Origin of the sequence: Fodinibius salipaludis, assembly GCF_002287075.1 — a bacterium.
GTDB classification, from domain to species: Bacteria; Bacteroidota; Rhodothermia; order Balneolales; family Balneolaceae; genus Fodinibius; species Fodinibius salipaludis.
Genome location: NZ_NSKE01000005.1, coordinates 37,342 through 57,710 on the forward strand (window position 1 = coordinate 37,342; position 20,369 = coordinate 57,710).

Here is a 20,369-nt window from a genome sequence, read left to right on the forward strand (position 1 = left end):
TTTATGGAAACCCTGACGCTTAAAAGTATCCGCTTAAAAGGGTATCACGGGTATTACGAAGAAGAGCGAGAGCAGGGAAATGATTTTGAAGTAGACATTATATTTTCGGCCGACTTGCGCAAGGCTGGAGAAACAGATCAACTTGAAGATACCATCGATTACCAAGAAGTGCTTGCTATCATCAAAAAGGTAATGAACGGTCCATCTCTTAACCTGATTGAAACACTGGCTAAAAGAATTGGTGATCAGCTTTTTGAACAATTTTCAGCAGTTTCATCCCTCAAAGTCTCCGTCCGCAAGCTACAGCCGCCCCTCGACGTAGAAACCGCATATTCTGAGATTACGATGCGATGGCAACGGTAGTTGTAGCACTGGGATCAAATGTAGGTAATCGGCATCAACATCTGATGGATGCCGCTGAATTTTTAGAAGAATTATCTGTTCAGCCACTGCGCAAATCATCCATCTTTATCACTGCGCCGGTCGGCCCTTCCACGCGTGACTTTTACAATGCCGTTGTAGTAATGACGACCAACAAAAACCCGAAGCCGTTGATCAAGAATTTTAAAGATTTTGAGCAACAACACGGGCGCAGTGCCAATCAGCCAAAATGGAGCGCACGCACGATTGATCTCGATATTATTTCGTATGGCGACTTGGTGATTCAAACGTATAATCTTATTATTCCGCACCCCGAATATCGGAAACGACTATTTGTATTAACGCCCTTAGCAGAAGTTATACCCGACTGGAACGATCCCCAAACCGGAACTTCCATAACAGAACTTACGTCTGAGGCACCAGAGCTGAGACTTGAAAAAACAGACCTACGTTGGTAACTATGAAAAACGAGTTCGATTTTATTGCCATTGAAGGAGTCATTGGTGTAGGAAAGACATCTCTGGCAAAACTACTAACCGAACGTAATAATGCACGCCTTGTTCTTGAACAGTTTGAAGAAAATCCTTTTCTGCCCAAGTTTTATAAAGACCGTGAACGCTATGCCTTTCCTACCCAGATGTCGTTCTTAGCCAGTCGGTTTCAGCAGCAACAAGAAATGCTCAGCAAAGATCTGTTTCAACAGATGACGATCTCGGATTACATCTTTGAAAAAGATCGCATTTTTGCACGGCTCAATCTTGAGGACGACGAGCTGGCGCTATACGATACCATTTTCAAGATAATGGCCGGCATTTCGGCACAGCCCGATCTGGTTATCTACCTGCAGTCTAACGTTGATCGACTGATGCAAAATATTAAAGAACGAGATCGGGACTACGAGCGCGATATTTCACGTTCATACCTAAAGGAACTCAGCGATGCCTACAATCATTTCTTCCATCATTACAATAAATCACCCCTGATGATCATTAATACATCAGAGATTGATTTCGTTAGTAACGAAAAACACTTAGATTACATAGAAGAACAAATTTTCAATCAGCCTATTCGCGGCAACACACATATTCACATCACAGATTAACAGTAATGATTTTTCGCACCCTCTTATTTTTTTTGGTGATGTATCTTCTAATAAAGGTCATCAGTCGACTTTTTCTGCCTTCCAAATCAAAAAAGAAAAGCAGAAAGGGATCAAACTTTTTCTATCAGATGTATCAACAGCAGCAGCAACAAAACCAGCAGAATCGCGATTCGCGATCTCAGAATTCATCTAAGCAAGACTTTGATCAAATTGAAGAGGCTGAATTTGAGGAAATTACCGACGAGGAAAAAACAACCTCAAAATCATCTGATTAACGCTTGAACATTCCTTATCTTTCGAAGCATTATTGAATTTATACTTAACCACGAAAGCAGCTATTTCTCATGAACTACGAAGATCAGCTCGAAGAAGGATTATCGCTACTGCACGAAGGCGACTTTGATCATGCGCTGGATATTGCCCATCAGCTACAAAAAAAGAAGCCGGAATATTCTGATGGTTTTCATTTAGAAGGGTTAGTATTTCAAAAGCTTAACCAGTGGGAAAAAAGTATTGAAGCACTGGAAAAAGCTATTGATCTGGAAGAGGAAAACAGCGGTTACTATAACTTGCGCGGTTTTGCGAACATGCAGCTTGAAAACCTCGACCAGGCCATAGAGGACTTTAATAAGGCCATCGACCTGGATGATTCTCCGGCCGCACACCGCAACAAGGTGCTGTATATGATTATGAATGGTGAAGCAAGCAAAGCAAATGAGTACCTGCTTGACCGCATCAAGAAAAATCCGAAGGATGTTGAGAACTGGATCTTGATGGGCGACCTTCTGCAGCGCGCCGGACAGGAGGAGAAAGCCAGAGGATTTTATCAGCAGGCCAGCAAAATGGATCCGGAAAATGAGTACGTCAACGAGCAGCTCGGCGAAATGTAGAAGGTCTTTTTCTGTATAAATTTTGTTTCTAGTTTTCGGGATTAACTCCTATATTTGAGGCCTTGAAAATCACTCTGTGAGATCAGCTTTCTATTTCAGTAGTGATTTCATTGTTCTTTCTAAAATAATAAGAAAGTGTCATCCTGGATTTATTTTAGTATGGCACTTTATATCTTTGCCCTGGTGATCCGCCTGTACTAAAGTTTCGGCGGACACAATAGGATTAGAAAGCTATTTAAGTTTATTGCCCTGGTGGCGGAATTGGTAGACGCGCTGGCTTGAGGGGTCAGTTCCCATTTTGGGAGTGCTAGTTCGACTCTAGTCCAGGGCACAAAAACCCTTGTAAGTTCTTATCTTGCAAGGGTTTATTATTTTATGTACAACCTTGAACAAAGAGTGCCCATTTGCAGTATAATGTCATCCTCCCATGATTCGTTGCTCATAGAGGGCACGAACGGCACACTGCAGATTGATGATATTCGATTTATCGTTGCAGAATTTGAGCTGGATCCCTCCGAGGCTGATGATAACTCCACCGAGCTCGAAGAGTTTGAATCCGAACCTTTTTTCGTTGATCTGCCGTTCGTAGATGAGGCACTGAGCCTGGCAAATAATCAGATTCAGGCCGGCCTGTACGACGAATTAGAATTTGAGGTTGAGAACCTGGACTTCGAAGATGAGGAGGAAGGAGAAGACGAGGAGCATCAAACCCTGGCTGATTCCATCCGCTCCGAATTTGCGGATTGGCCAAATGAAGCAAGTATGGTCATAGTAGGTACCTTCACCCCTACTGATGGTGATCCGCAATCTTTTACCGTTTTTGCTGAAGCGGAAATAGAGATTGAGCGAGAATTTAATCCACCGCTTGAGGTTACGGAGAATAATATTCAGCAAGTGGTTTCAGTACGTATCAACCCCACAACATGGTTTAAACAATCTGACGGGTCCGTCATCGACCTTACCCAGTAAGACTGGGATCAGCATCAGCAATTGCTTGAGTTTGAAGCCGAGTTTGAAAACGGCGTCGAAGAAATCGAAGTGGATGACGATGATGATTAATCCGCAGTATATAATTGTTGGAGAAACTATACAAAAGCTCGGAGCCTTGCTTCGGGCTTTTGTTATATTACAGGTGGATTGGTTTACGATGAGTATCAAGTAATCTCAGTACCCCTCTTCTATAGATAGGTTTTATTTGTTTCTGTTCTCCATCCTAACTATATATAAATAAACTTTTCAACAAATTAGTAGGGTAAATCTATTATGGAACGCACCTATTCTTTTACTGAGACGGTTATTTGCGGACTTATTGCTACGTTTATGATGTCCATGCTTTCATTTCTATCAAGCGGTATTGGCCTTCCCGTTATTGATGTGGGATACATGCTTAAAGAAATCTTCAATCATATTCATGAACAGGATCCTTACAACATTCTATGGGGCAATGCAGCCTATTATATTGGTGGAATATTATTGGCTTTAATCTGGGTCGTTTTTCTGGATGACCGCATCCCGGGCAATTGGCTGGTGCAAGGAATTATGTATGGTATTGGGATATCAATTATCGCGGCAGTCATTATATCCCCCGCAATTTCTATGGCCGGCGGCGAATCATTTGGCCTATTTTATCTTGATACCTGGTTCCCTGTACTCAATATAATAGCAGGATTGATTATGCACTTGGGCTATGGCATTACCTTGTTACTCTGTCTGGAATACTCCGATCACTTTAAATCAGATTAATCCTTAAGAAGATTTTATTTGTCCTCTCTTTTCTTCCTGGTACGCATATGCTATATACGGCAATTAAAATTGTAATTAATTCTATAACATGCGACGATTACCAAGTATTTTCAGTTTTTTATTTATAATACTCTTTATAATTAGCTGTGGCGGAGATGGCGGCACTGGACCTGATCCCAATCCTGAGCCGGAACCAGAGTCTACAACCGGTACTTTGGAAATAATCACTTCCACAAGTGGATCTGACAAGGATCCCGACGGGTATACGCTTACCGTGGACGGGGCTGACCATACCCTGGGTACCGACGAGACGGTAACCGTCGAAGATCTCGAAGAAGGCAATTACGATGTCGAACTCTCTGGGCTTGCTGATAACTGCTCGGTGGATGGGGACAACCCACAGCAAGTAGATATTACTGCGGAGAATACTACCTCGGCTACTTTCGAAATTAGCTGCCAAGAAGTAGCCAATAACAAAATTACTTTCATAAGTAATCGCGATGGAGATTCTGAAATATTTATGATGAATGCCGATGGCTCTAACCCAGAAAAAGTAACTGACAATACCACTGATGAAGGTCAAGTTGTTATATCTCCCGACGGCACCCAAATTGCTTTCACCAGTGATCGTAATGGAAACGATAATTTGTTCGTAATGAATGTCGATGGGTCTGAAGTGAGACAGCTTACCCATACTTCGGATGTACCAGACTATCCCACTTGGTCAGCAAACGGTTCACAAATTGCTTTTAGTAGTAGTAATAGCGGAAAGTTCGATTCGAATTGGGATATTTATACCATTAAGATCGATGGCAGTGAATTTACGCAACTTACAGATAATAAAGCACCGGACAGGTCCCCAAGTTGGTCACCTGAAGGTGATAAAATCATTTTCTACAGTGGCCGGGATGGAGATGACGAACTCTTTATGATGAATCCCGATGGATCAGGGGTCGAGAAGATAACTGATAATTCTTCCGAAGATGCTGTTCCTCGATGGTCGCCCGATGGTAGAAAAATTTCTTTTACCAGTAATCGATCCGGTGACTACCAAATTTATACGATGAATCCCAACGGCACAGATGTACAACAGGTTTCAAATAATAATGCTATGGAACTTTTTTCCAGCTGGTCGCCCGATGGGTCGGAAATTATTTTCGAAACGAGTCGTGACGGTAATAGCGAAATCTATAAAATTAATGCAGATGGCAGTGGAATTCCGGATAACTTAACGAATCATTCTAAATATGATGGCCTTCCATTTTGGAGTCCGATTGAATAGAAAACGATAACTCTTCCAATTTGAACCTGCAGTGGACAACAACACTGCAGGTTTTATCGATCACATCATAATTTTAAGGTCATGCACCGAAAGCACGATAGGTTGGTATATTTTATCTATCACTCTGTCTGGAACACTCTGATCGACTTAAATCAGGTTAACGCTGCAAGGAGGGGGGGCTGAGGGAACCAGCATGATCAGAATTCCAAGCAAGCTATCAACGCACTGAATTTATTTGTAGATAGACAACAAAAAGGAGGATGTTAAGATACATCCTCCTTTTTTATTTCCCGGCATGAGTAAGTTGACATTTTAATCGACGGAACATCCACCGGTAAAGCCTTCGGCCGAAAATTCAGTTTGAAAACTTCCGAACTTATCCTCGTAAATTGCACGCAATTCCAGCGTGTGTTGGCCACTACGTTTCGGAGAACAATACTCTAAGACATAATAAGAATTTGATTCTGCTTCCAACCGTTCTGCAACAGCAAGAAACGTTTCATTGAGTGCCAGTGAATCTTCGGCTAATTCAAATCCATCTTTACCAAAACTTTCCAACACCTCTTGATCAATTTCTCCTCCGAGACCTATGCTAAACAGCGAATACTCATCGCTGGCGGCATTAACCGAATCAAGAGCAGTAGAAGTACTTACCCTTCCGGCCTGATCAGTTCCATCAGTAAAAAGGACCATGGACCCGGCTGTAGCAATATCAGAATCTTCCCTTATTTCCTTTACGCGACCATCCATGATTGACAAGCCCTGAATTACAGCTCCATTCAAGTTTGTGGATACATCATTACTTATATCTTCATTAATCGATTCTATTCCACTGATCAAGCTGTCACCTTCATGGGTATACGATACCAAGGGATGGACGTTTTTCTCACCATCAAACCAATATACAGCCATTTCCTGGGTTCCGTAGAGACTTTCCCCTTCTTCGGGCATTGTACGATCAATAAAAGTCGTAGCGGCCTCCTTTAATTTGGGCAGATCGGCATTATTCAATATGCTTCCGCTAAGATCCAGCATCAAAATAGAAGAATACAAGAAATCCCCGCTCTCCCTTTGAATATCAGCCTGCGATTCGAGACGTGATATCTGGGAGCCATCTTCATATATCTCAAAATCTGAAGGCTCAAGAGTAGTAAACTGATGCGCTTCCCCCAGATCTACTTTAAAAAATAATCTGATTTTCGAAGGCACCTCTGTTTTCGCCTCAATGAGATTTATCTCAACTTCTTCCCCACCGTTATTTTTACTACTGTCACAACCGGTGAATATCATCATTAAAAAAATGGAAAGAATAATTAGCGAGAAGGGAAAATATCTTTGGGATAACATCATTACTTGGTATTCGATTTAATGCTTTTATGTGTTCATACTATTAAAAGCATTCGTTTATCATTTGTTCCCTCCTTTTAACAAACTAAAACCTAAAAAATTATATTAAATGACAAATAGATCGCATTCAGTTCTTGCGGTTGACTTGTTCTATTTCAACATTCGATATCGATAACAGTGTGTATGGAACATGAGATGACTATAGTGAGCCTATGCTCATTGTTTTACTACAAAATGCAACAAGACGTAATACATTATTTTGGTCAACTCATATATCCTTCGTAATCTGATTACTTAAAAAATAAGAGCATGTCATTACAAACAATCAGCTGGGAGCAATTTGAGCAAGTCGAACTTCGGGTCGGAACCATCACAAGAGCAGAGAAATTTCCTAAAGCAAACAAACCTGCCTATAAACTTTGGGTAGACTTCGGAGATGATATAGGAATCAAGAAGAGCAGTGCCCAAATTACTGACCTGTATTCAACAACTGATTTAATTGACAAACAAGTCGTTGGCGTTGTAAATTTTCCGCCTAAAAAAATTGGTCCTTTTATCTCTGAATGTCTCATTACCGGATTCCACAGAAATGATGGCAATGTAGTACTGGCGGTACCCGATAAAAATATCCCAAATGGAAGTAAACTTAGCTAATACACAAATTCCGTAATATATAATACTGTTATATAGTCTATAATTGGATAAAAAGGGTTGTTTAAAATCAACGCAATGATTCTATGCGAATACTCAGCGTACTCTTTACTTTTCTTCTAATAGTAGGGATTGGACAAGAGTCCAGCGCCCAGGCGGTCTTTATTTGGGATGATATATCGGAGGAGGATTTCACACTTTGGGCTCAAAATAACCTACCCTGCCCTGTTTACTTGAAAGCCAAACCCGACTCTATGGATATAGAATTTGATCGTTTTATTCCCAAAGGTGCTAAAGACAAGCTTGGTCAACTGCCCATCGATTCTTTAGATTCTCCAAAAAAATTTAAAGGTCAGTTACGCTATCACCTCACCCTCGGCAACCCCCATGCTATTCACGATCCAAGTTATAAATATTTACTACCCTATCCCCGGGAAAAATCACATATCCTTATCCAGGGAAACAACTCGACTTTCACCCATAACTTACCAAACTCGAAATATGCCTTCGATTTTTATATGCCCGAAAACAGTCTAATAAGTGCTGCCCGCGGTGGTACTGTCGGATTTGTAAGCCAGAATAACAAAAGGGGCGGCAACAATGAAGATTACCTACAGCAAGCTAATAAGATTATGATTTGTCATGACGACGGAACCGTAGCTGTCTATGCTCATCTGCGGCACAAAGGAACTCTCATTAATATGGGTGAACAAGTGTATGCCGGAGAAATTATTGGTTTTAGTGGTAATACCGGATATTCCACCACTCCACATCTGCACTTCGGTGTTCTGGCTGGGCCAAAGTCGGTACATGTAAAATTCAGAGAGCTCCCCGATACACTTAAAAGTGGATTTTCATACAAACAAAAATTGGATTTTTAACTTGATTTATCTCCTGCTTTCAAAATATTACCAAATCTCATAATCCCATTTTTAAGATATTCACCAAAAGCACTCCCCTATAAATTTAATACCTCCCATTCGCTCATCTTTTCATATTATCATATATTTACCCTCAATAAAATTCATCAAAACCAACCTATATGACCGGTCCAATTTTGAATAAATTCGATATACAAAGGACCTTACTGCTGATATTCTTTTTGTGCATCCCGTTTTTAGGAATTGCCCAACAAAACGAGACGAAAAACGAAAAAAGCACCGAAAACGAAGAAATAAAGCTGGGGCTTGCATTAAGTGGAGGGGGAGCCAAGGGGTTTGCCCATATTGGAGTACTCAAAGTGCTTCAGGAAGAAGGTATTCCCGTGCATATGGTCAGTGGTACCAGTATGGGTTCAATCGTAGGATCATTGTATGCCATTGGCTATTCCCCTCAAGAGATCGAAGAGATAGCACAAACTTCAAACTGGAATATTCTTTTAAATGACAGCTATCAGATTAATCCACAGCAAATATCAAACAGCATCCTGAAGAAGGATACGTACCTTGTTACTTTTCCCTTTACTGACAACCAACTTACGCTTCCCGTCGGCCTTGTTGATGGACAAAACATCTCCATGATGCTCTACCGGCTTATGCTTCCCTTTCATGATGTAAGAGATTTTACCGAGCTCCCAATCCCCTTTGCGGCGGTGGCAACCAACTTAGCTACTGGAGAACCCAAATCTTTTTCCAGCGGTTACCTGCCAGATGTTGTTCGAGCCAGTATTGCTATTCCCAGCATTTTTAAGCCGGTTAAAATTGACGGAGAATCATATATCGACGGTGGTGTTGCCCGAAACATACCAGTCGAGGATGTACAAAATATCGGGGCTGATTTTGTAATTGCATCCGATGTGGGCGAACCCATAAGAAAGGTTGATAGTCTTAAAACATTCGTGGATATACTTTTTCAGTCGGTAGGATTTCATCAACAGGAATCAGATGTCATCCAAAAAGAAAAAACAGATATCTATATCCGGCCGGATATTAGTGATTTCTCCACATTCAGCTATGACCAAGTAGACGCAATTATTCGTCGTGGAGAACAGGCAGCCCGGAAAGCACTGCCAAAAATTAAAGAAGCGCTGGCAAAGTACGAAACAGCCCCCTCAACTTTTAAGCCCATTCAATCAACACGACAAGATACCATCCTTGTCTCAGATATTTCATTCAATAATCTAAGTGGATTAATCCAACAAGAACAGGTACTCCTTGCTCTTGATATACAACTACCCGAAAAGCTTACCCTCTCACAGATCGAACAGAAAATAAACCAGCTTTACGATTCGGGACTTTTTAGCCAAATATCATACCGCCTGCAAAAAGACCAAAATCCCGAGGGAAATCAGCTTGTCTTGGAATTTCAGCACAAAGAACAGGAATATGCCGGCTTTAGCATGCGATACGACAGTCAATACAAAGCGGCATTGCTATTCGGTGCTTCATTTACCGATAATATCTTTTTAAATGACCGGATCACCATGCAGCTAAGAGCCGGTGAAATATTAGAACTTACCTCGGATTACAGCATCCCAATCAGCCTTGCTCCACTAACGCATATCAAAACAGGATTAAGCTTGCAGCGTTCTCCCATTAATTACTATAACCAGAATCAAGCCTTATCAAGCATAGATGTGGAAAAGCTGACGTTTAAACCGTCGATCGCTACCCAATTATGGCAACAGGCTGATTTTGAAATTGGTCTCGAAACAGAATTATACAACTTGAATGAAGCTATCGGAAATACGCTTGTGCTGGGCAATAACACTTTTCTGCTCAAACCCTTTTTGACCGTAGATTTTAATACGCTTAATCGCAGCTATTTCCCGACGAGAGGACAATCCCTGAATTTAAAAACTGAATTTTCTGAACCCGGATGGGGAAGCTCGGCAAGCTTTATTCAAACCTCCGGCAAGTGGTTCTCTACCATTCAACTCATTAGTGGAGTAAACATTTCCAACGAAATTTTTGCCGGATATTCATCTTCTTCGGACCTGCCCTTCCATTACTATTACTATGCGGGGGGGTTATCACAAAATCCTGTTTTTGAACTTAAACAGCTACCATTTATGGGGCATCCCACCCAGCAGCTTCGCGCCGCGAATATGAAAGCACTCCGTTCAAAGTTACAGGTTAGAATAAACAAGAATATCTATATTGGCGGGGGCATGAACGTTGCTCATCTTGCCGATCAGTGGACCTTTAATATGGATCAAGAACGTCTGGAAACGGGATATTCCCTTTCATTTGGAGCAACATCAATTGTGGGGCCCATCGAAGTTGCCCTTTCAACTCCCGACTTTACCAGCGGTTATGCTGTAAAACTCAATATGGGATATCATTTTTAAAAATAATGCCCGGAGTACTATCCCCGGGCACAGATTCAGTAGTAATAAGACAACTAAATATCAGTCGCTTCGAAAATTGGCCTCCGGTTCCGGTTTATTATCAAGGATTTCTTCAATTCGCTCCATAATGTCCGGTGTCATTTGATCAACAACATCAACTGCTTTCATGTTTTGCTGAACCTGTTCTGGCTTTGAAGCTCCGGTAATTACGGTACTTACATCTTTATTTTTCAGGCACCACGCCAGTGCAAATTGAGGCATAGGTATTCCTGCGTCATCAGCCACTTCGGCCAGCTTCTTCACTTTGTTAAGCTTTTGACGACCACTCTCGGTCTCGAGTAGTTTTTCGCGCAGCCAGTCGTATTTTTCAAGTGATAGGCGACTCCCCTCCGGGACACCATCATTATACTTGCCCGTTAGTAATCCACTGGCCAGCGGACTCCAAATTGTTGTACCCAAACCGATTTCATCATACAGTGGAGCAAACTCCTTTTCCACCTTTTCGCGCCGGAACATGTTGTACTGGGGCTGATCCATCAGCGGTGGACGCAAATGCTCCTGTCGGGCAAAATCATATGCCTGACGAATTTGCCGCGCCGACCACTCACTGGTTCCCCAGTATAGCGCCTTTCCCTCTTTTATCATCTGATTCATACCCCAGACCGTTTCCTCTATAGGAGTATGCCTATCCGGACGGTGACAAAAAATAAGATCCACATAATCGGTTTGCAGGCGTTGTAGTGCTGCCTCGGTGCCCTCCTTTATATGCTTGAAGGAAAGTCCCTGATCGTTGGGACCTTCTCCGCCCCAAAATATTTTGGTGGACAGCACCAGGTCGGTACGCTTCCACCCGGCTTTTTGGATAATATTTCCCATCATTACTTCTGACTGTCCCTCGGCATACACCTCAGCATTGTCAAAGAAATTGACCCCCGCATCATGGGCTTCTTTCATCGAATCATAAGCTTTATCCTCATCAATTTGATCACCAAATGTAACCCATGATCCGAATGAAAGAGCAGAAACTTTAAGTCCTGATCGTCCCAAAAATCGGTATTCCATAATAATGCATTAGCTCTTTAATAGTTAGATTAATAGTGTATCGTCAAGGCATAATTACAAGGTTTTTCAAAGTAAAATCGTTTAATGATGGCGCAATTGAATAAGAACAGTTTAGGGGCAGAAATTGGTATTAATAGCACTTATATTATGGTTGATTAAAATGGGTTTCTACTTGATAGAGAGCCAGTTTAAATATGATCGTAAGAACAGTACTATTACCAGCAGTAGTAATTTGCTGAGCTCAATTATTTTTCGATACTATTTAATTTTCAAAAATTAACTAACGAATTTCTGTCATGGCAAAGAGTATGGCTCAAACTGTAGAAGAATATATTGAAGACCTTCCTGAATATCGCAGAGAACCGATTGAGGAAATACGAGAGTTGATTCTCGATAATATTCCCGAAGGCTATGAAGAAACAATCAGTTGGGGAATGATCAGCTATGAGATTCCTCTTGAAAAATATCCTGACACCTACAATAACCAGCCTCTTAACTACATCGGTCTGGCCGCACAGGAAAATCATAATTCTCTTTACCTGATGTCGGTATATCAGGACGAGGAACTGCAAGATTGGTTGGAAGAAGAGTTTGAAAAGGCCGGTAAAAAAATGGATATGGGACGTTCCTGTATCCGCTTTAATATGGTTACTGATCTACCGCTGGAGGCCATTTCAACCATAATCGGCAAACATACACCGGATGAGTTTATTGAAGCCTACGAAGAGATCCGTAAGTAGCCACTCTGGAGTTCATTTTTTTGGTAAACGGTTGCCCCTGCTTTTGTGTTACTATGTGTACCTAAAAGAGAACATTTATGATTACACGTATAATACAAGTTAATAATATATCGGGTTTACTGTTTGCAGCTATTACTTTCGTAATACTTTCATCAGCTGTAGTACACGCTCAAACCAATAATACCACTGACACCATGAGTTCAAAAACTATGGAAGAAGCTACGTTTGGGGCTGGCTGTTTCTGGTGCGTCGAGGCCGTTTTTGAAGAGTTAAAGGGCGTACAATCAGCTGTTGCCGGTTATGCCGGTGGCAAGTTACCCAATCCCACATATCGACAGGTCTCATCGGGACAAACCGGTCACGCTGAAGTGGCACGCATCACTTTTGATCCTTCTGCTATCTCGTACGAACAGCTGCTCGAAGTTTTTTGGCACACACACAATCCTACTACCAAAAATCGACAGGGAGCTGATGTAGGGCCCCAATATCGATCAGCTATTTTCTACCATAATGAAAAACAGAAAGAAATTGCTGAAAAATCACTCGAGAAAACCGACCAATCTGACCTTTGGGAAGACCCCATTGTTACTGAAATAGAACCATTGACAAACTATTCGGTGGCTGAGAACTATCATCAGAACTATTACGAAAATAATCCCAATGCAGGATATTGCCAGGTAGTAATTGCTCCCAAGCTTAAAAAGTTTCGGAAGGACTTTCCTCACCTGCTTAAAGACAAGGTAAAAGAGTAAATCTATAGCTTATATCTCTATAAAGAGATTTACGCTGAACTCTTCTCGGCATTAATATTAAACTGTAATTTAATATAAGTCCCATTATCACTGCCCATTTCCCACTTCGCTTCTAACTGTTGGGCAAAGTTATCAATCAGACTCATCCCCAGCGTATCACTCATTTCGGGGTCCAGATCATCGGGCAGACCTTTGCCATTATCACTTAACCGAGCATGGACCTGTCCTTTTTCCTCCGTTATCCGAATAGTGATAACATTATCCCTATCTCCATCAAAAGCATGCTTAAATGAGTTGGTAACCACTTCGTTTACTAAAAGTGCAAAGGGCACTGCCTGTTCAATATTCAACTCTATACTTTCGATATCAGTAGTCACATCAACTTCTCGATTCGAACCAATAGTATTTCGAATAGTCTCTACGAGATCACCGATATAGGTATCGCAGGAGATACTTCCCAGGCTTTCGGAACTGTAGAGCTGCTCATGAATAAGCGCCATCGTTTGAATACGGCGCTCACTTTCCTCCAGTGTATCACGGAGTAGTGGGTTATCTGTCTCATACATTTGTAGCTGAAGTAAACCGGACACAATAGCCAGATTATTTTTTACCCGATGATGAATTTCTTTCAGCATCACTTTCTTTTCTTTAAGTGAGCTGGAAATTTCCTTTTCATACTGCTTTTCTTCCGTAATATCGATATACATTCCAAAACCGGCAATGGGCTCATCATCAATATAAACCGGTATCACCGCAATAAATACGTCGATAAGATCTCCGTCTTTATTCAAACGCTTGGCCTCCCTGTGAAAACTTTCAGAAGCATACTTCTTTAATGGCATTCGGGGGACTTCTTCACGCTCTTCTTCTGGCACAATAAACTCATCAACATCTTTACCCTTGAGCTCTTCCTTATTGAACCCAAACATATTTTCAAAGCTCCTATTTACATCCAGCACTTCATTTTCGGGTCCAACCATTACAATGCCAGCCGGTGCATTCAAAAACAGATTACGAAAAAGCTTCTCACTTTTACGTAATTTTTCCCGCGCTTTGACTTGCTCCGACATATCATGACCAACGCCAATCAAATAGTTATTACCATCTCGCTCAAATAATTTACCCGTTAAATAATATGGTACCTTTTTGCCATTTTTTGTCTTAAGCTTCGTTTCCACCTCTGAATGTCCATCTTCAAACACTCTCTCGATTGCTCTTTGTGCGACCCCTAATTCTTCTTCACCTAAGAAATCATCCGGTGTAACCTGCTGCATATCTTCCTCTGAATAACCTATTTGATCAAGAAAATTTTGATTCCAGCGGTGAAATTCTCCTTCCTCATCAAACATATAGAAGATACCCGGCAGGCTTTCTAACAAGGCTTCGTTAAATCGTTTTTCATGTCGCAACTCCACCTCGGTTTCTTTTTGCTGCGTAATATCAATACCAACACACAAGAAATACTGCTCATTATCAAGTTCTATAAAGTAGCCATGCCAGAAAAAGGGGATCGTTTCACCCGATTTTGTCCGAATATCTAATTCAGTGCCCCTTCCCTGTTGTTCTCGTGCCTGATCTACTGCTTCCTTCAGCAAATCATGATGCCCGGGTTTAATAAGATCAAAAACCGTTTTTGTTTTAAGTTCATCCCCTCCAAATCCGCTATACTGCTCGGCAGAATCATTCCACTGTACAAACTCCAAGTCCTCATCCAACAGCAGATAAATACTCGGAAGATTATTTAAAATAGTATTGGTATAGTTCCGCTGTTCAACCAGCGACTCCTCAATAATTTTCCGTTTCTCAAAAGCGGCTATAAGCCGTGATGTTGTCTCCAGCAATGAAATTTCTTCATCATCCCATTTTCTTTTCTTCCGCGTATCGGCAAATCCAACATACCCCTTCCATTCATCTTCTATAGTAAAGGGGACAATCAAAATTGACTGCACCTGCTGATCTTGTAAAATAGATCGTTCAGGCTCCGGCAGTTCATCAATTTGGGCATGCACTTTTTGCAATGATGACAACCTTTTATACAACCACGGAACATCGGAGTATTTAAATTTGCGGTCTAATTGATCTACAATGGGCTCAACTCCGGTTTTGGTCACTTCTAATACCGGATCCAAGTACAAATCGGGCTCAATCTCTTTATTTTTGTATATAAAAACACGGTCGGTTTCAGTAACCTCCTGAAGCAATTCCAAGCTTTTTTTCAGAGCTTCAGTAGAGTTACTTTTCAACAACAGTTTTGAACATTTTGAGATTACTTTCTCATATGCGAGCCGTTTCTGCAATTCTTCTTCTGCCTGGGTTCGGCGAGCGATTTCCTGCTTTAGTTCCTCGGTTTTATTCTCTTTGAGGGTTATTTCTGCTTTCTTTCGTCCGGTAATATCTATTGAGGAACCATAAATAAGTTCATCACCATCTTCATTCTCAATAACTTTTATTTCATCGCGCAGCCAAATATAATCTCCTCGTTTTGTCTTAAAACGATACTCGTTAATTGCTCCCCCTCCCTCCTCAATTACTTTGGAAAACTGATCGAAAACTTCTTCTTTGTCATCTGGATGAATCCGACCAGACCATCCGTTTTCGTGTTCAATAAAATAGGAAGGCGTAAACCCTAAAATCTTCTTTGAGTTCTGACTAACCGATAGGATTGGAAAATCTGAAGTAGCAGCACAAGTAAACAGGATAACGGTTCCACTACTAAAGAGAGCTTCTATACCTTTAGAAAAACGGAACCCTGAATTTTCTTGCATCTGCTATCTGATCCTAATTCTCTAATTTATTTCTACCACCAAAACCATTTATTCATACATATATAAGCAATTAACAGCTTTTAATAAAACAATCCATTTATTAATTAATGGTCACAATAGGTGAGGGGCTTCATTTTAAAAGCTTGTATAAGCATCGTACTTTAGCTAACTATATAGAAACGATCTACTATCATTTTAAGTTAAAAGAATGCATCGCCAATTCTTAACCAACCAAAATTATTATGAAAACTATTCCATCTTTTTTACTTAAGACTTCGCTTGTTGTCTTGATGAGCTTTTCCATAACTATTGGCACCTTAGCACAAGACCGTGCCAATGATGAACCCCGAACAAGTCCCAATGCAACGGTGAGCCAAACTATTGGCACCACCGATATCACCATAACCTATGGACGGCCCGCTGTCAATGATCGAACGATCTTTGGGGATTTGGTCCCCTATGGTGAGGTTTGGAGAACAGGAGCTAATGAATCTACAGCTTTAGTCGTTTCTGATGACGTAACCATTGAGGGAAATGAGCTGGAAGCCGGAACCTATTCACTCTATACCGTACCCGGAAAAGATAAATGGACAATAATCATAAATTCGAAACTCTCCTGGGGTACGCAATATGATAAATCCAAAGATGTACTAAGGTTTACTGTAGAACCACAGGATACCGACTTTATAGAGCGCTTACTGTTCTATTTTGAGGATGTTACAAATGAATCAGCAACGGTTGTATTGCGGTGGGATACTACTAAAGTACCCTTTACAATTAATATATAGAGTGCATTATTTCGATTCCTAATCCTCTTAAACCATCGGTACACGGGGAAGCTTTACCCCATCACGGTCTACTCGTATTATTCGTCTTTTTTTGGGGCGCTAATTTTATACTGGCAGAAATAGCCCTTGCCGAAATGTCTCCCATCTCATTTAGCGTATCACGCTTTGCGATGGGAGGCATTGCTATGTTTTTGGTAATGTACCTGCAATACCGAACCGAATGCAACAATACCCCGGGCAAAGTCGCCTTTTTACCCAAAATAAAAAGAGATCACTGGCCCCGGCTCCTTTTTGTTTCGGTAATTGGTGCTACACTGGCGCCTTGGCTGGGAATTGAAGGATTAGGATTAACCCATGGTGCACGTGCTTCGCTCTGGCTGGCTCTTGGACCAGCTATCAGTACGGGCATAGGATACCTGTTTCGAACCGAAAAAATGGGGAACTTTGGATATATCGGAGTTCTGCTTGCTGTTATAGGTACTGTTATTTTAGCTTGGGATGGCTTACGTCCGGAACAGGGATACTGGCTGGGCGACCTCATCCTTATCATAGCATTGGCACTTACGGTTATTGAATTGCACGCCATAAAACCTCTGGCACGCGAATACGGATCTGTTTCTATCGTAGCGTTACGTACTGCTATTGGCGGTTCGTTATACATCCTCATAGCTACCCCTGATTTAATTGAAGTAACTTGGATGTCGTTAGGTCTTTGGACCTGGATCGCTATTTTAGCCGGTGGAGCTATCGGCGTAGGAGTTGGACAATGGGTGAAGGTACGAGCGCTAAAAATACTGGGACCCACCCAAGTAGTGCTCTACGGTAATATGGTGCCAATTGCTGCTTTGGTTATCGCCTGGCTTAGTATTGGTGAAAATCCAAGCCTAATGGAAATAATTTCAGCGATATTTATTATCACCGGTGCAATATTTATTCAGGTTATAGACAACGAGGCGGGAACTACATCCACAACACCTACACAAAAAGAAGAAGACTTGACGTTTTTTACTGAAACCAAGCAGGAAAACTAATTTTATAATAAAAAAAAGACGGACCTTTCGGCCCGCCTTTCAACTAATCATCTAAACATAACTATCTTCTAAAATTTAAACGATAGCTGCAATAGAATATTGCGTCCCGCCTGAGGATAATAAAAATTAAAGAACTGCTGCTCCCCCCCGGCTATGTATCCATAGGTATAACCGTTGGATTCATACATCTCATTGAAAATATTATTTACCTTCAAGGTTGCCGCGAGACTATTCAGTAGCGGAGTGGTGCTCCAGTCATAACTCAACTGCAAATCGTTCACCAGATAGGGGTCTAACGTTCTGCTTTCGGTCTGGGTGTTATCCAAATATTGTTTAGAAACATATTTGGTATTCAGCGATGTCGAAAATCCCCTATGAGTAAAACGCAACGAGGAATTACCTACAAATCCCGGAGAAAAGGCAATATCAGTATCCGTATAGGTGGTTTCTTCCTGACTACCGGTGTCATAATTGTCCAGATAATAAGTATACTCCTGAATCTTATTGCGGCTAAACGTAGCATTCCCAGACCATTCAAGGTTTTCAAGAAGTTGGATACCAGCCTGTAATTCAATTCCGGCTCGGTAACTATCGGGAACATTTTGGCGGATGTTAGCTCCTACGTCGTTAATCTCACCAGTTAGAATTAGCTGGTTCTTATAATCCATATAATACAGATTAGCTTTTACGAAAAAGCGATCAAACTCTCCTTTATACCCAGCTTCCCAATCATAGAGCGTTTCATGCTTCGGACGATTTTCGGGTGAAGAGTTCACATACTCATCACGCGTCGGCTCCTTATTGCCAACACTCATTGAGGCATATACTCGCTGGTTATCTTGAAAGCTATATGTTAGCCCTGCCTTGGGATTGAAAAATGTCAGGCGATCGGTTTGCTGTACATTCACCACTTGTTGTCCACCACCCGGGGCCGCCTGACGATCTTTACCTAAAAACTCATAGGTAATATGACGAATCTGAGCATCAGCAAAAGCACTTAAATCATCAGTGATACTATAATTTGCTTTAACATAACTGTTAAAGTCTGTTTTAAAGGCATTATTTTTGTAATAACGATTTTCAACGTCCGTACTTCCGGCAAATTCGGCCCAGACAACTTCACCGAAATGATCACCGTCGTACTCATTATATCCACCTCCGATAGTTAGCGACCAGCGATCCCCCTTGTTGTACTGCGTTGAAAATACTCCTCCATAGAAATGATTATCGAGCCAGAGTTGGCGAACCAAATCGCTCTGTGAGATGGTTGTATCCGGCAGTTGAATAGGATCAAAATCATACTCCGGCAATGCCTGATCCGCTTTGTATTCTTCATAATAACCGCGTCCATAGGTGTAATGCAGCGAAGCATTCGCATTCCAATTATTGCTCAACTGATATGAGTAGTGCAGCTGGTAGTGATCCTGCTGATAGTTATCAGTCTGATTATCGTAAGGTTGACCCGGTTTTTCAGTGCCTGCAGAATTGTATGTTCGATCTCCACTTTCAATCCTACTTTCCGGCACTCCATTCCAAGCGTGATAGGTTTCCTCTGCTCCCGAAAATACATCAACACGCAGCAAACTATTTTCGCCGTGTTTTGCTCCGGACAGGTAGAACGACTTCAAGTCTGAAAAAGCACGGTCTATATATCCGTCAGAATCAATTTTTGAGAGTCGACCCTCAAACTGCCAGCCATTTTCCATCAGGCCTGAACCGAGCATCACATTTGCTTTTCGGGTGTTAAAAGAACCCACAGCCGTATTCACTTCTCCGTAGGCATCCGGTCTCATCTGCGAAGTTTGGATATTCATGGTTGCACCAAAAGCGGCAGCACCTTGAGTAGAAGTACCCACGCCTCGCTGAATCTGAATATTTTCTACCGATGAGGCCAAGTCGGGCATATTAACCCAAAAGACACCATGAGATTCCGCATCATTAATGGGAATACCGTTTACCGTCACATTTATACGAGCCTGGTCCACTCCCCGAATGCGCAGGCCCGTATATCCGATCCCGGCTCCGGCATCCGATGTTGTGGTTACCGACGGCGTACTGCTAATCAGATAGGGCATATCTTGTCCCAAATTTTGCTGCTCGATATCCTCTCGACTGATATTTTCGAATGCCATCGGTGAGGCTTCATCAACACGTAGCGCGTTTACAAAAACCTCATTACTCATAATGGTCTTTGGTGCCAGTGCAATATTAATCGAGGTTTCCTCTTCGATAAGATCAACGGTTTGGGTTTTATATCCCACAAATGAAACCGAAATCTTTTGAGCTTCATCTTCGATCAAATCCAATGAAAACTGACCATCGGCTTCTGCTGAAACTCCATTTGACGTACCAACCTGCACAATATTTGCACCGGCCAGCGGTTCCCCGCTTTGAGCATCAGTTACCGTTCCAGTTATTGTTTGGGCAAAAAGAGATGAGCTATAAAAAACAATCAAGCACAGAAATATTGTGCTTTTAATTAATTTGAAAAACATAAAGTTCCTCCGTCTTATTAGGTTCATAAGAGCGGGAGATGAACTTGCAAG

Annotated in this window: 20 protein-coding genes and 1 tRNA gene; 17 read left to right on the plus strand and 4 right to left on the minus strand. The window is 41.6% G+C overall.

Annotated features, from left to right (window positions below):
* Positions 1-3 precede the first annotated feature (3 nt).
* The 10 genes from folB to CK503_RS07750 all read left to right on the plus strand — a co-directional run bounded on the left by folB (position 4) and on the right by CK503_RS07750 (position 5,398).
* On the plus strand, positions 4-363 hold the full coding sequence (gene folB, locus CK503_RS07710; protein WP_095606224.1) for a dihydroneopterin aldolase: 360 nt from the start codon (positions 4-6) through the stop codon (positions 361-363).
* A complete protein-coding gene (folK, locus tag CK503_RS07715) occupies positions 351-839 on the plus strand; it encodes a 2-amino-4-hydroxy-6-hydroxymethyldihydropteridine diphosphokinase (protein WP_095606225.1) in 489 nt (162 codons plus the stop codon). The genes folB and folK overlap by 13 nt, the downstream gene beginning before the upstream one ends.
* 2 nt (positions 840-841) lie before the next feature.
* The gene (locus CK503_RS07720) at positions 842-1,483 is read left to right on the plus strand and encodes a deoxynucleoside kinase (protein ID WP_095606226.1); all 642 of its coding nucleotides are present in this window, start codon (positions 842-844) and stop codon (positions 1,481-1,483) included.
* 38 nt (positions 1,484-1,521) lie between these two features.
* Positions 1,522-1,758 (plus strand): hypothetical protein, encoded by a 237-nt coding sequence (locus CK503_RS07725; protein ID WP_141239902.1) that lies wholly within the window; start codon positions 1,522-1,524, stop codon positions 1,756-1,758.
* Between the two features lie 69 nt (positions 1,759-1,827).
* Positions 1,828-2,373: a tetratricopeptide repeat protein gene (locus CK503_RS07730; protein WP_095606228.1), complete on the plus strand. Its 546-nt coding sequence runs from the start codon at positions 1,828-1,830 to the stop codon at positions 2,371-2,373.
* A gap of 246 nt (positions 2,374-2,619) precedes the next feature.
* Positions 2,620-2,704, plus strand: a tRNA-Leu gene (locus CK503_RS07735).
* Between the two features lie 44 nt (positions 2,705-2,748).
* Positions 2,749-3,342, plus strand: coding sequence for a hypothetical protein (locus tag CK503_RS07740; RefSeq protein ID WP_176466247.1), 594 nt, complete (start codon positions 2,749-2,751; stop codon positions 3,340-3,342).
* A 25-nt stretch (positions 3,343-3,367) separates the two neighbouring features.
* Positions 3,368-3,535 (plus strand): hypothetical protein, encoded by a 168-nt coding sequence (locus CK503_RS16100; RefSeq protein WP_176466248.1) that lies wholly within the window; start codon positions 3,368-3,370, stop codon positions 3,533-3,535.
* A gap of 101 nt (positions 3,536-3,636) precedes the next feature.
* Entirely contained in the window at positions 3,637-4,116 is a 480-nt protein-coding gene (locus CK503_RS07745) for a hypothetical protein (protein ID WP_095606230.1), read from the plus strand.
* Between the two features lie 88 nt (positions 4,117-4,204).
* On the plus strand, positions 4,205-5,398 hold the full coding sequence (locus CK503_RS07750; RefSeq protein ID WP_095606231.1) for a DUF5050 domain-containing protein: 1,194 nt from the start codon (positions 4,205-4,207) through the stop codon (positions 5,396-5,398).
* A 312-nt stretch (positions 5,399-5,710) separates the two neighbouring features.
* Here CK503_RS07750 and CK503_RS07755 read toward each other — a convergent pair whose 3' ends face one another.
* Positions 5,711-6,691 carry a vWA domain-containing protein gene (locus CK503_RS07755; protein WP_176466249.1) on the minus strand — a complete coding sequence of 327 codons (981 nt, stop codon included), beginning with the start codon at positions 6,689-6,691 and terminating at the stop codon, positions 5,711-5,713.
* A gap of 363 nt (positions 6,692-7,054) precedes the next feature.
* Here CK503_RS07755 and CK503_RS07760 point away from each other — a divergent pair, with 363 nt between their 5' ends.
* The 3 genes from CK503_RS07760 (at position 7,055) to CK503_RS07770 (ending at position 10,685) form a co-directional block, all read left to right on the plus strand.
* Complete coding sequence (locus tag CK503_RS07760) at positions 7,055-7,399, plus strand: tRNA-binding protein (RefSeq protein ID WP_095606233.1); 345 nt, start codon at positions 7,055-7,057, stop codon at positions 7,397-7,399.
* Positions 7,400-7,482: 83 nt separating this feature from the next.
* Complete coding sequence (locus CK503_RS07765) at positions 7,483-8,277, plus strand: M23 family metallopeptidase (protein ID WP_095606234.1); 795 nt, start codon at positions 7,483-7,485, stop codon at positions 8,275-8,277.
* 161 nt (positions 8,278-8,438) lie between these two features.
* Positions 8,439-10,685, plus strand: coding sequence for a patatin-like phospholipase family protein (locus tag CK503_RS07770; RefSeq protein WP_095606235.1), 2,247 nt, complete (start codon positions 8,439-8,441; stop codon positions 10,683-10,685).
* A gap of 60 nt (positions 10,686-10,745) precedes the next feature.
* Here CK503_RS07770 and CK503_RS07775 read toward each other — a convergent pair whose 3' ends face one another.
* Positions 10,746-11,747, minus strand: coding sequence for a potassium channel beta subunit family protein (locus CK503_RS07775; protein ID WP_095606236.1), 1,002 nt, complete (start codon positions 11,745-11,747; stop codon positions 10,746-10,748).
* A gap of 308 nt (positions 11,748-12,055) precedes the next feature.
* Here CK503_RS07775 and CK503_RS07780 point away from each other — a divergent pair, with 308 nt between their 5' ends.
* Entirely contained in the window at positions 12,056-12,487 is a 432-nt protein-coding gene (locus CK503_RS07780) for a DUF1801 domain-containing protein (RefSeq protein WP_217988369.1), read from the plus strand.
* 77 nt (positions 12,488-12,564) lie between these two features.
* Positions 12,565-13,239: a peptide-methionine (S)-S-oxide reductase MsrA gene (gene msrA, locus CK503_RS07785; protein WP_095606238.1), complete on the plus strand. Its 675-nt coding sequence runs from the start codon at positions 12,565-12,567 to the stop codon at positions 13,237-13,239.
* A gap of 29 nt (positions 13,240-13,268) precedes the next feature.
* On the opposite strand, the gene CK503_RS07790 is transcribed toward msrA, so the two are convergent.
* A complete protein-coding gene (locus tag CK503_RS07790) occupies positions 13,269-16,004 on the minus strand; it encodes a PAS domain S-box protein (protein ID WP_095606239.1) in 2,736 nt (911 codons plus the stop codon).
* A gap of 242 nt (positions 16,005-16,246) precedes the next feature.
* Here CK503_RS07790 and CK503_RS07795 point away from each other — a divergent pair, with 242 nt between their 5' ends.
* Positions 16,247-16,792: a DUF2911 domain-containing protein gene (locus tag CK503_RS07795; RefSeq protein WP_095606240.1), complete on the plus strand. Its 546-nt coding sequence runs from the start codon at positions 16,247-16,249 to the stop codon at positions 16,790-16,792.
* Positions 16,793-16,806: 14 nt separating this feature from the next.
* Positions 16,807-17,823, plus strand: a complete 1,017-nt coding sequence (locus CK503_RS07800; RefSeq protein ID WP_255233369.1) for a DMT family transporter — start codon at positions 16,807-16,809, stop codon at positions 17,821-17,823.
* A gap of 68 nt (positions 17,824-17,891) precedes the next feature.
* Here CK503_RS07800 and CK503_RS07805 read toward each other — a convergent pair whose 3' ends face one another.
* Entirely contained in the window at positions 17,892-20,279 is a 2,388-nt protein-coding gene (locus CK503_RS07805; protein WP_255233360.1) for a TonB-dependent receptor, read from the minus strand.
* Positions 20,280-20,369: the final 90 nt, after the last annotated feature.

What these genes read in the sequence shown, in the direction of transcription:
- folB (WP_095606224.1), top strand. Translation starts at nt 4, where the DNA reads ATGGAAACCCTGACGCTTAAAAGTATCCGCTTAAAAGGGTATCACGGG.
- folK (WP_095606225.1), top strand. Translation starts at nt 351, where the DNA reads ATGGCAACGGTAGTTGTAGCACTGGGATCAAATGTAGGTAATCGGCAT.
- CK503_RS07720 (WP_095606226.1), top strand. Translation starts at nt 842, where the DNA reads ATGAAAAACGAGTTCGATTTTATTGCCATTGAAGGAGTCATTGGTGTA.
- CK503_RS07725 (WP_141239902.1), top strand. Translation starts at nt 1,522, where the DNA reads ATGTATCTTCTAATAAAGGTCATCAGTCGACTTTTTCTGCCTTCCAAA.
- CK503_RS07730 (WP_095606228.1), top strand. Translation starts at nt 1,828, where the DNA reads ATGAACTACGAAGATCAGCTCGAAGAAGGATTATCGCTACTGCACGAA.
- CK503_RS07740 (WP_176466247.1), top strand. Translation starts at nt 2,749, where the DNA reads ATGTACAACCTTGAACAAAGAGTGCCCATTTGCAGTATAATGTCATCC.
- CK503_RS07745 (WP_095606230.1), top strand. Translation starts at nt 3,637, where the DNA reads ATGGAACGCACCTATTCTTTTACTGAGACGGTTATTTGCGGACTTATT.
- CK503_RS07750 (WP_095606231.1), top strand. Translation starts at nt 4,205, where the DNA reads ATGCGACGATTACCAAGTATTTTCAGTTTTTTATTTATAATACTCTTT.
- CK503_RS07755 (WP_176466249.1), bottom strand. Translation starts at nt 6,691, where the DNA reads ATGATGATATTCACCGGTTGTGACAGTAGTAAAAATAACGGTGGGGAA.
- CK503_RS07760 (WP_095606233.1), top strand. Translation starts at nt 7,055, where the DNA reads ATGTCATTACAAACAATCAGCTGGGAGCAATTTGAGCAAGTCGAACTT.
- CK503_RS07765 (WP_095606234.1), top strand. Translation starts at nt 7,483, where the DNA reads ATGCGAATACTCAGCGTACTCTTTACTTTTCTTCTAATAGTAGGGATT.
- CK503_RS07770 (WP_095606235.1), top strand. Translation starts at nt 8,439, where the DNA reads ATGACCGGTCCAATTTTGAATAAATTCGATATACAAAGGACCTTACTG.
- CK503_RS07775 (WP_095606236.1), bottom strand. Translation starts at nt 11,747, where the DNA reads ATGGAATACCGATTTTTGGGACGATCAGGACTTAAAGTTTCTGCTCTT.
- CK503_RS07780 (WP_217988369.1), top strand. Translation starts at nt 12,056, where the DNA reads ATGGCTCAAACTGTAGAAGAATATATTGAAGACCTTCCTGAATATCGC.
- msrA (WP_095606238.1), top strand. Translation starts at nt 12,565, where the DNA reads ATGATTACACGTATAATACAAGTTAATAATATATCGGGTTTACTGTTT.
- CK503_RS07790 (WP_095606239.1), bottom strand. Translation starts at nt 16,004, where the DNA reads ATGCAAGAAAATTCAGGGTTCCGTTTTTCTAAAGGTATAGAAGCTCTC.
- CK503_RS07795 (WP_095606240.1), top strand. Translation starts at nt 16,247, where the DNA reads ATGAAAACTATTCCATCTTTTTTACTTAAGACTTCGCTTGTTGTCTTG.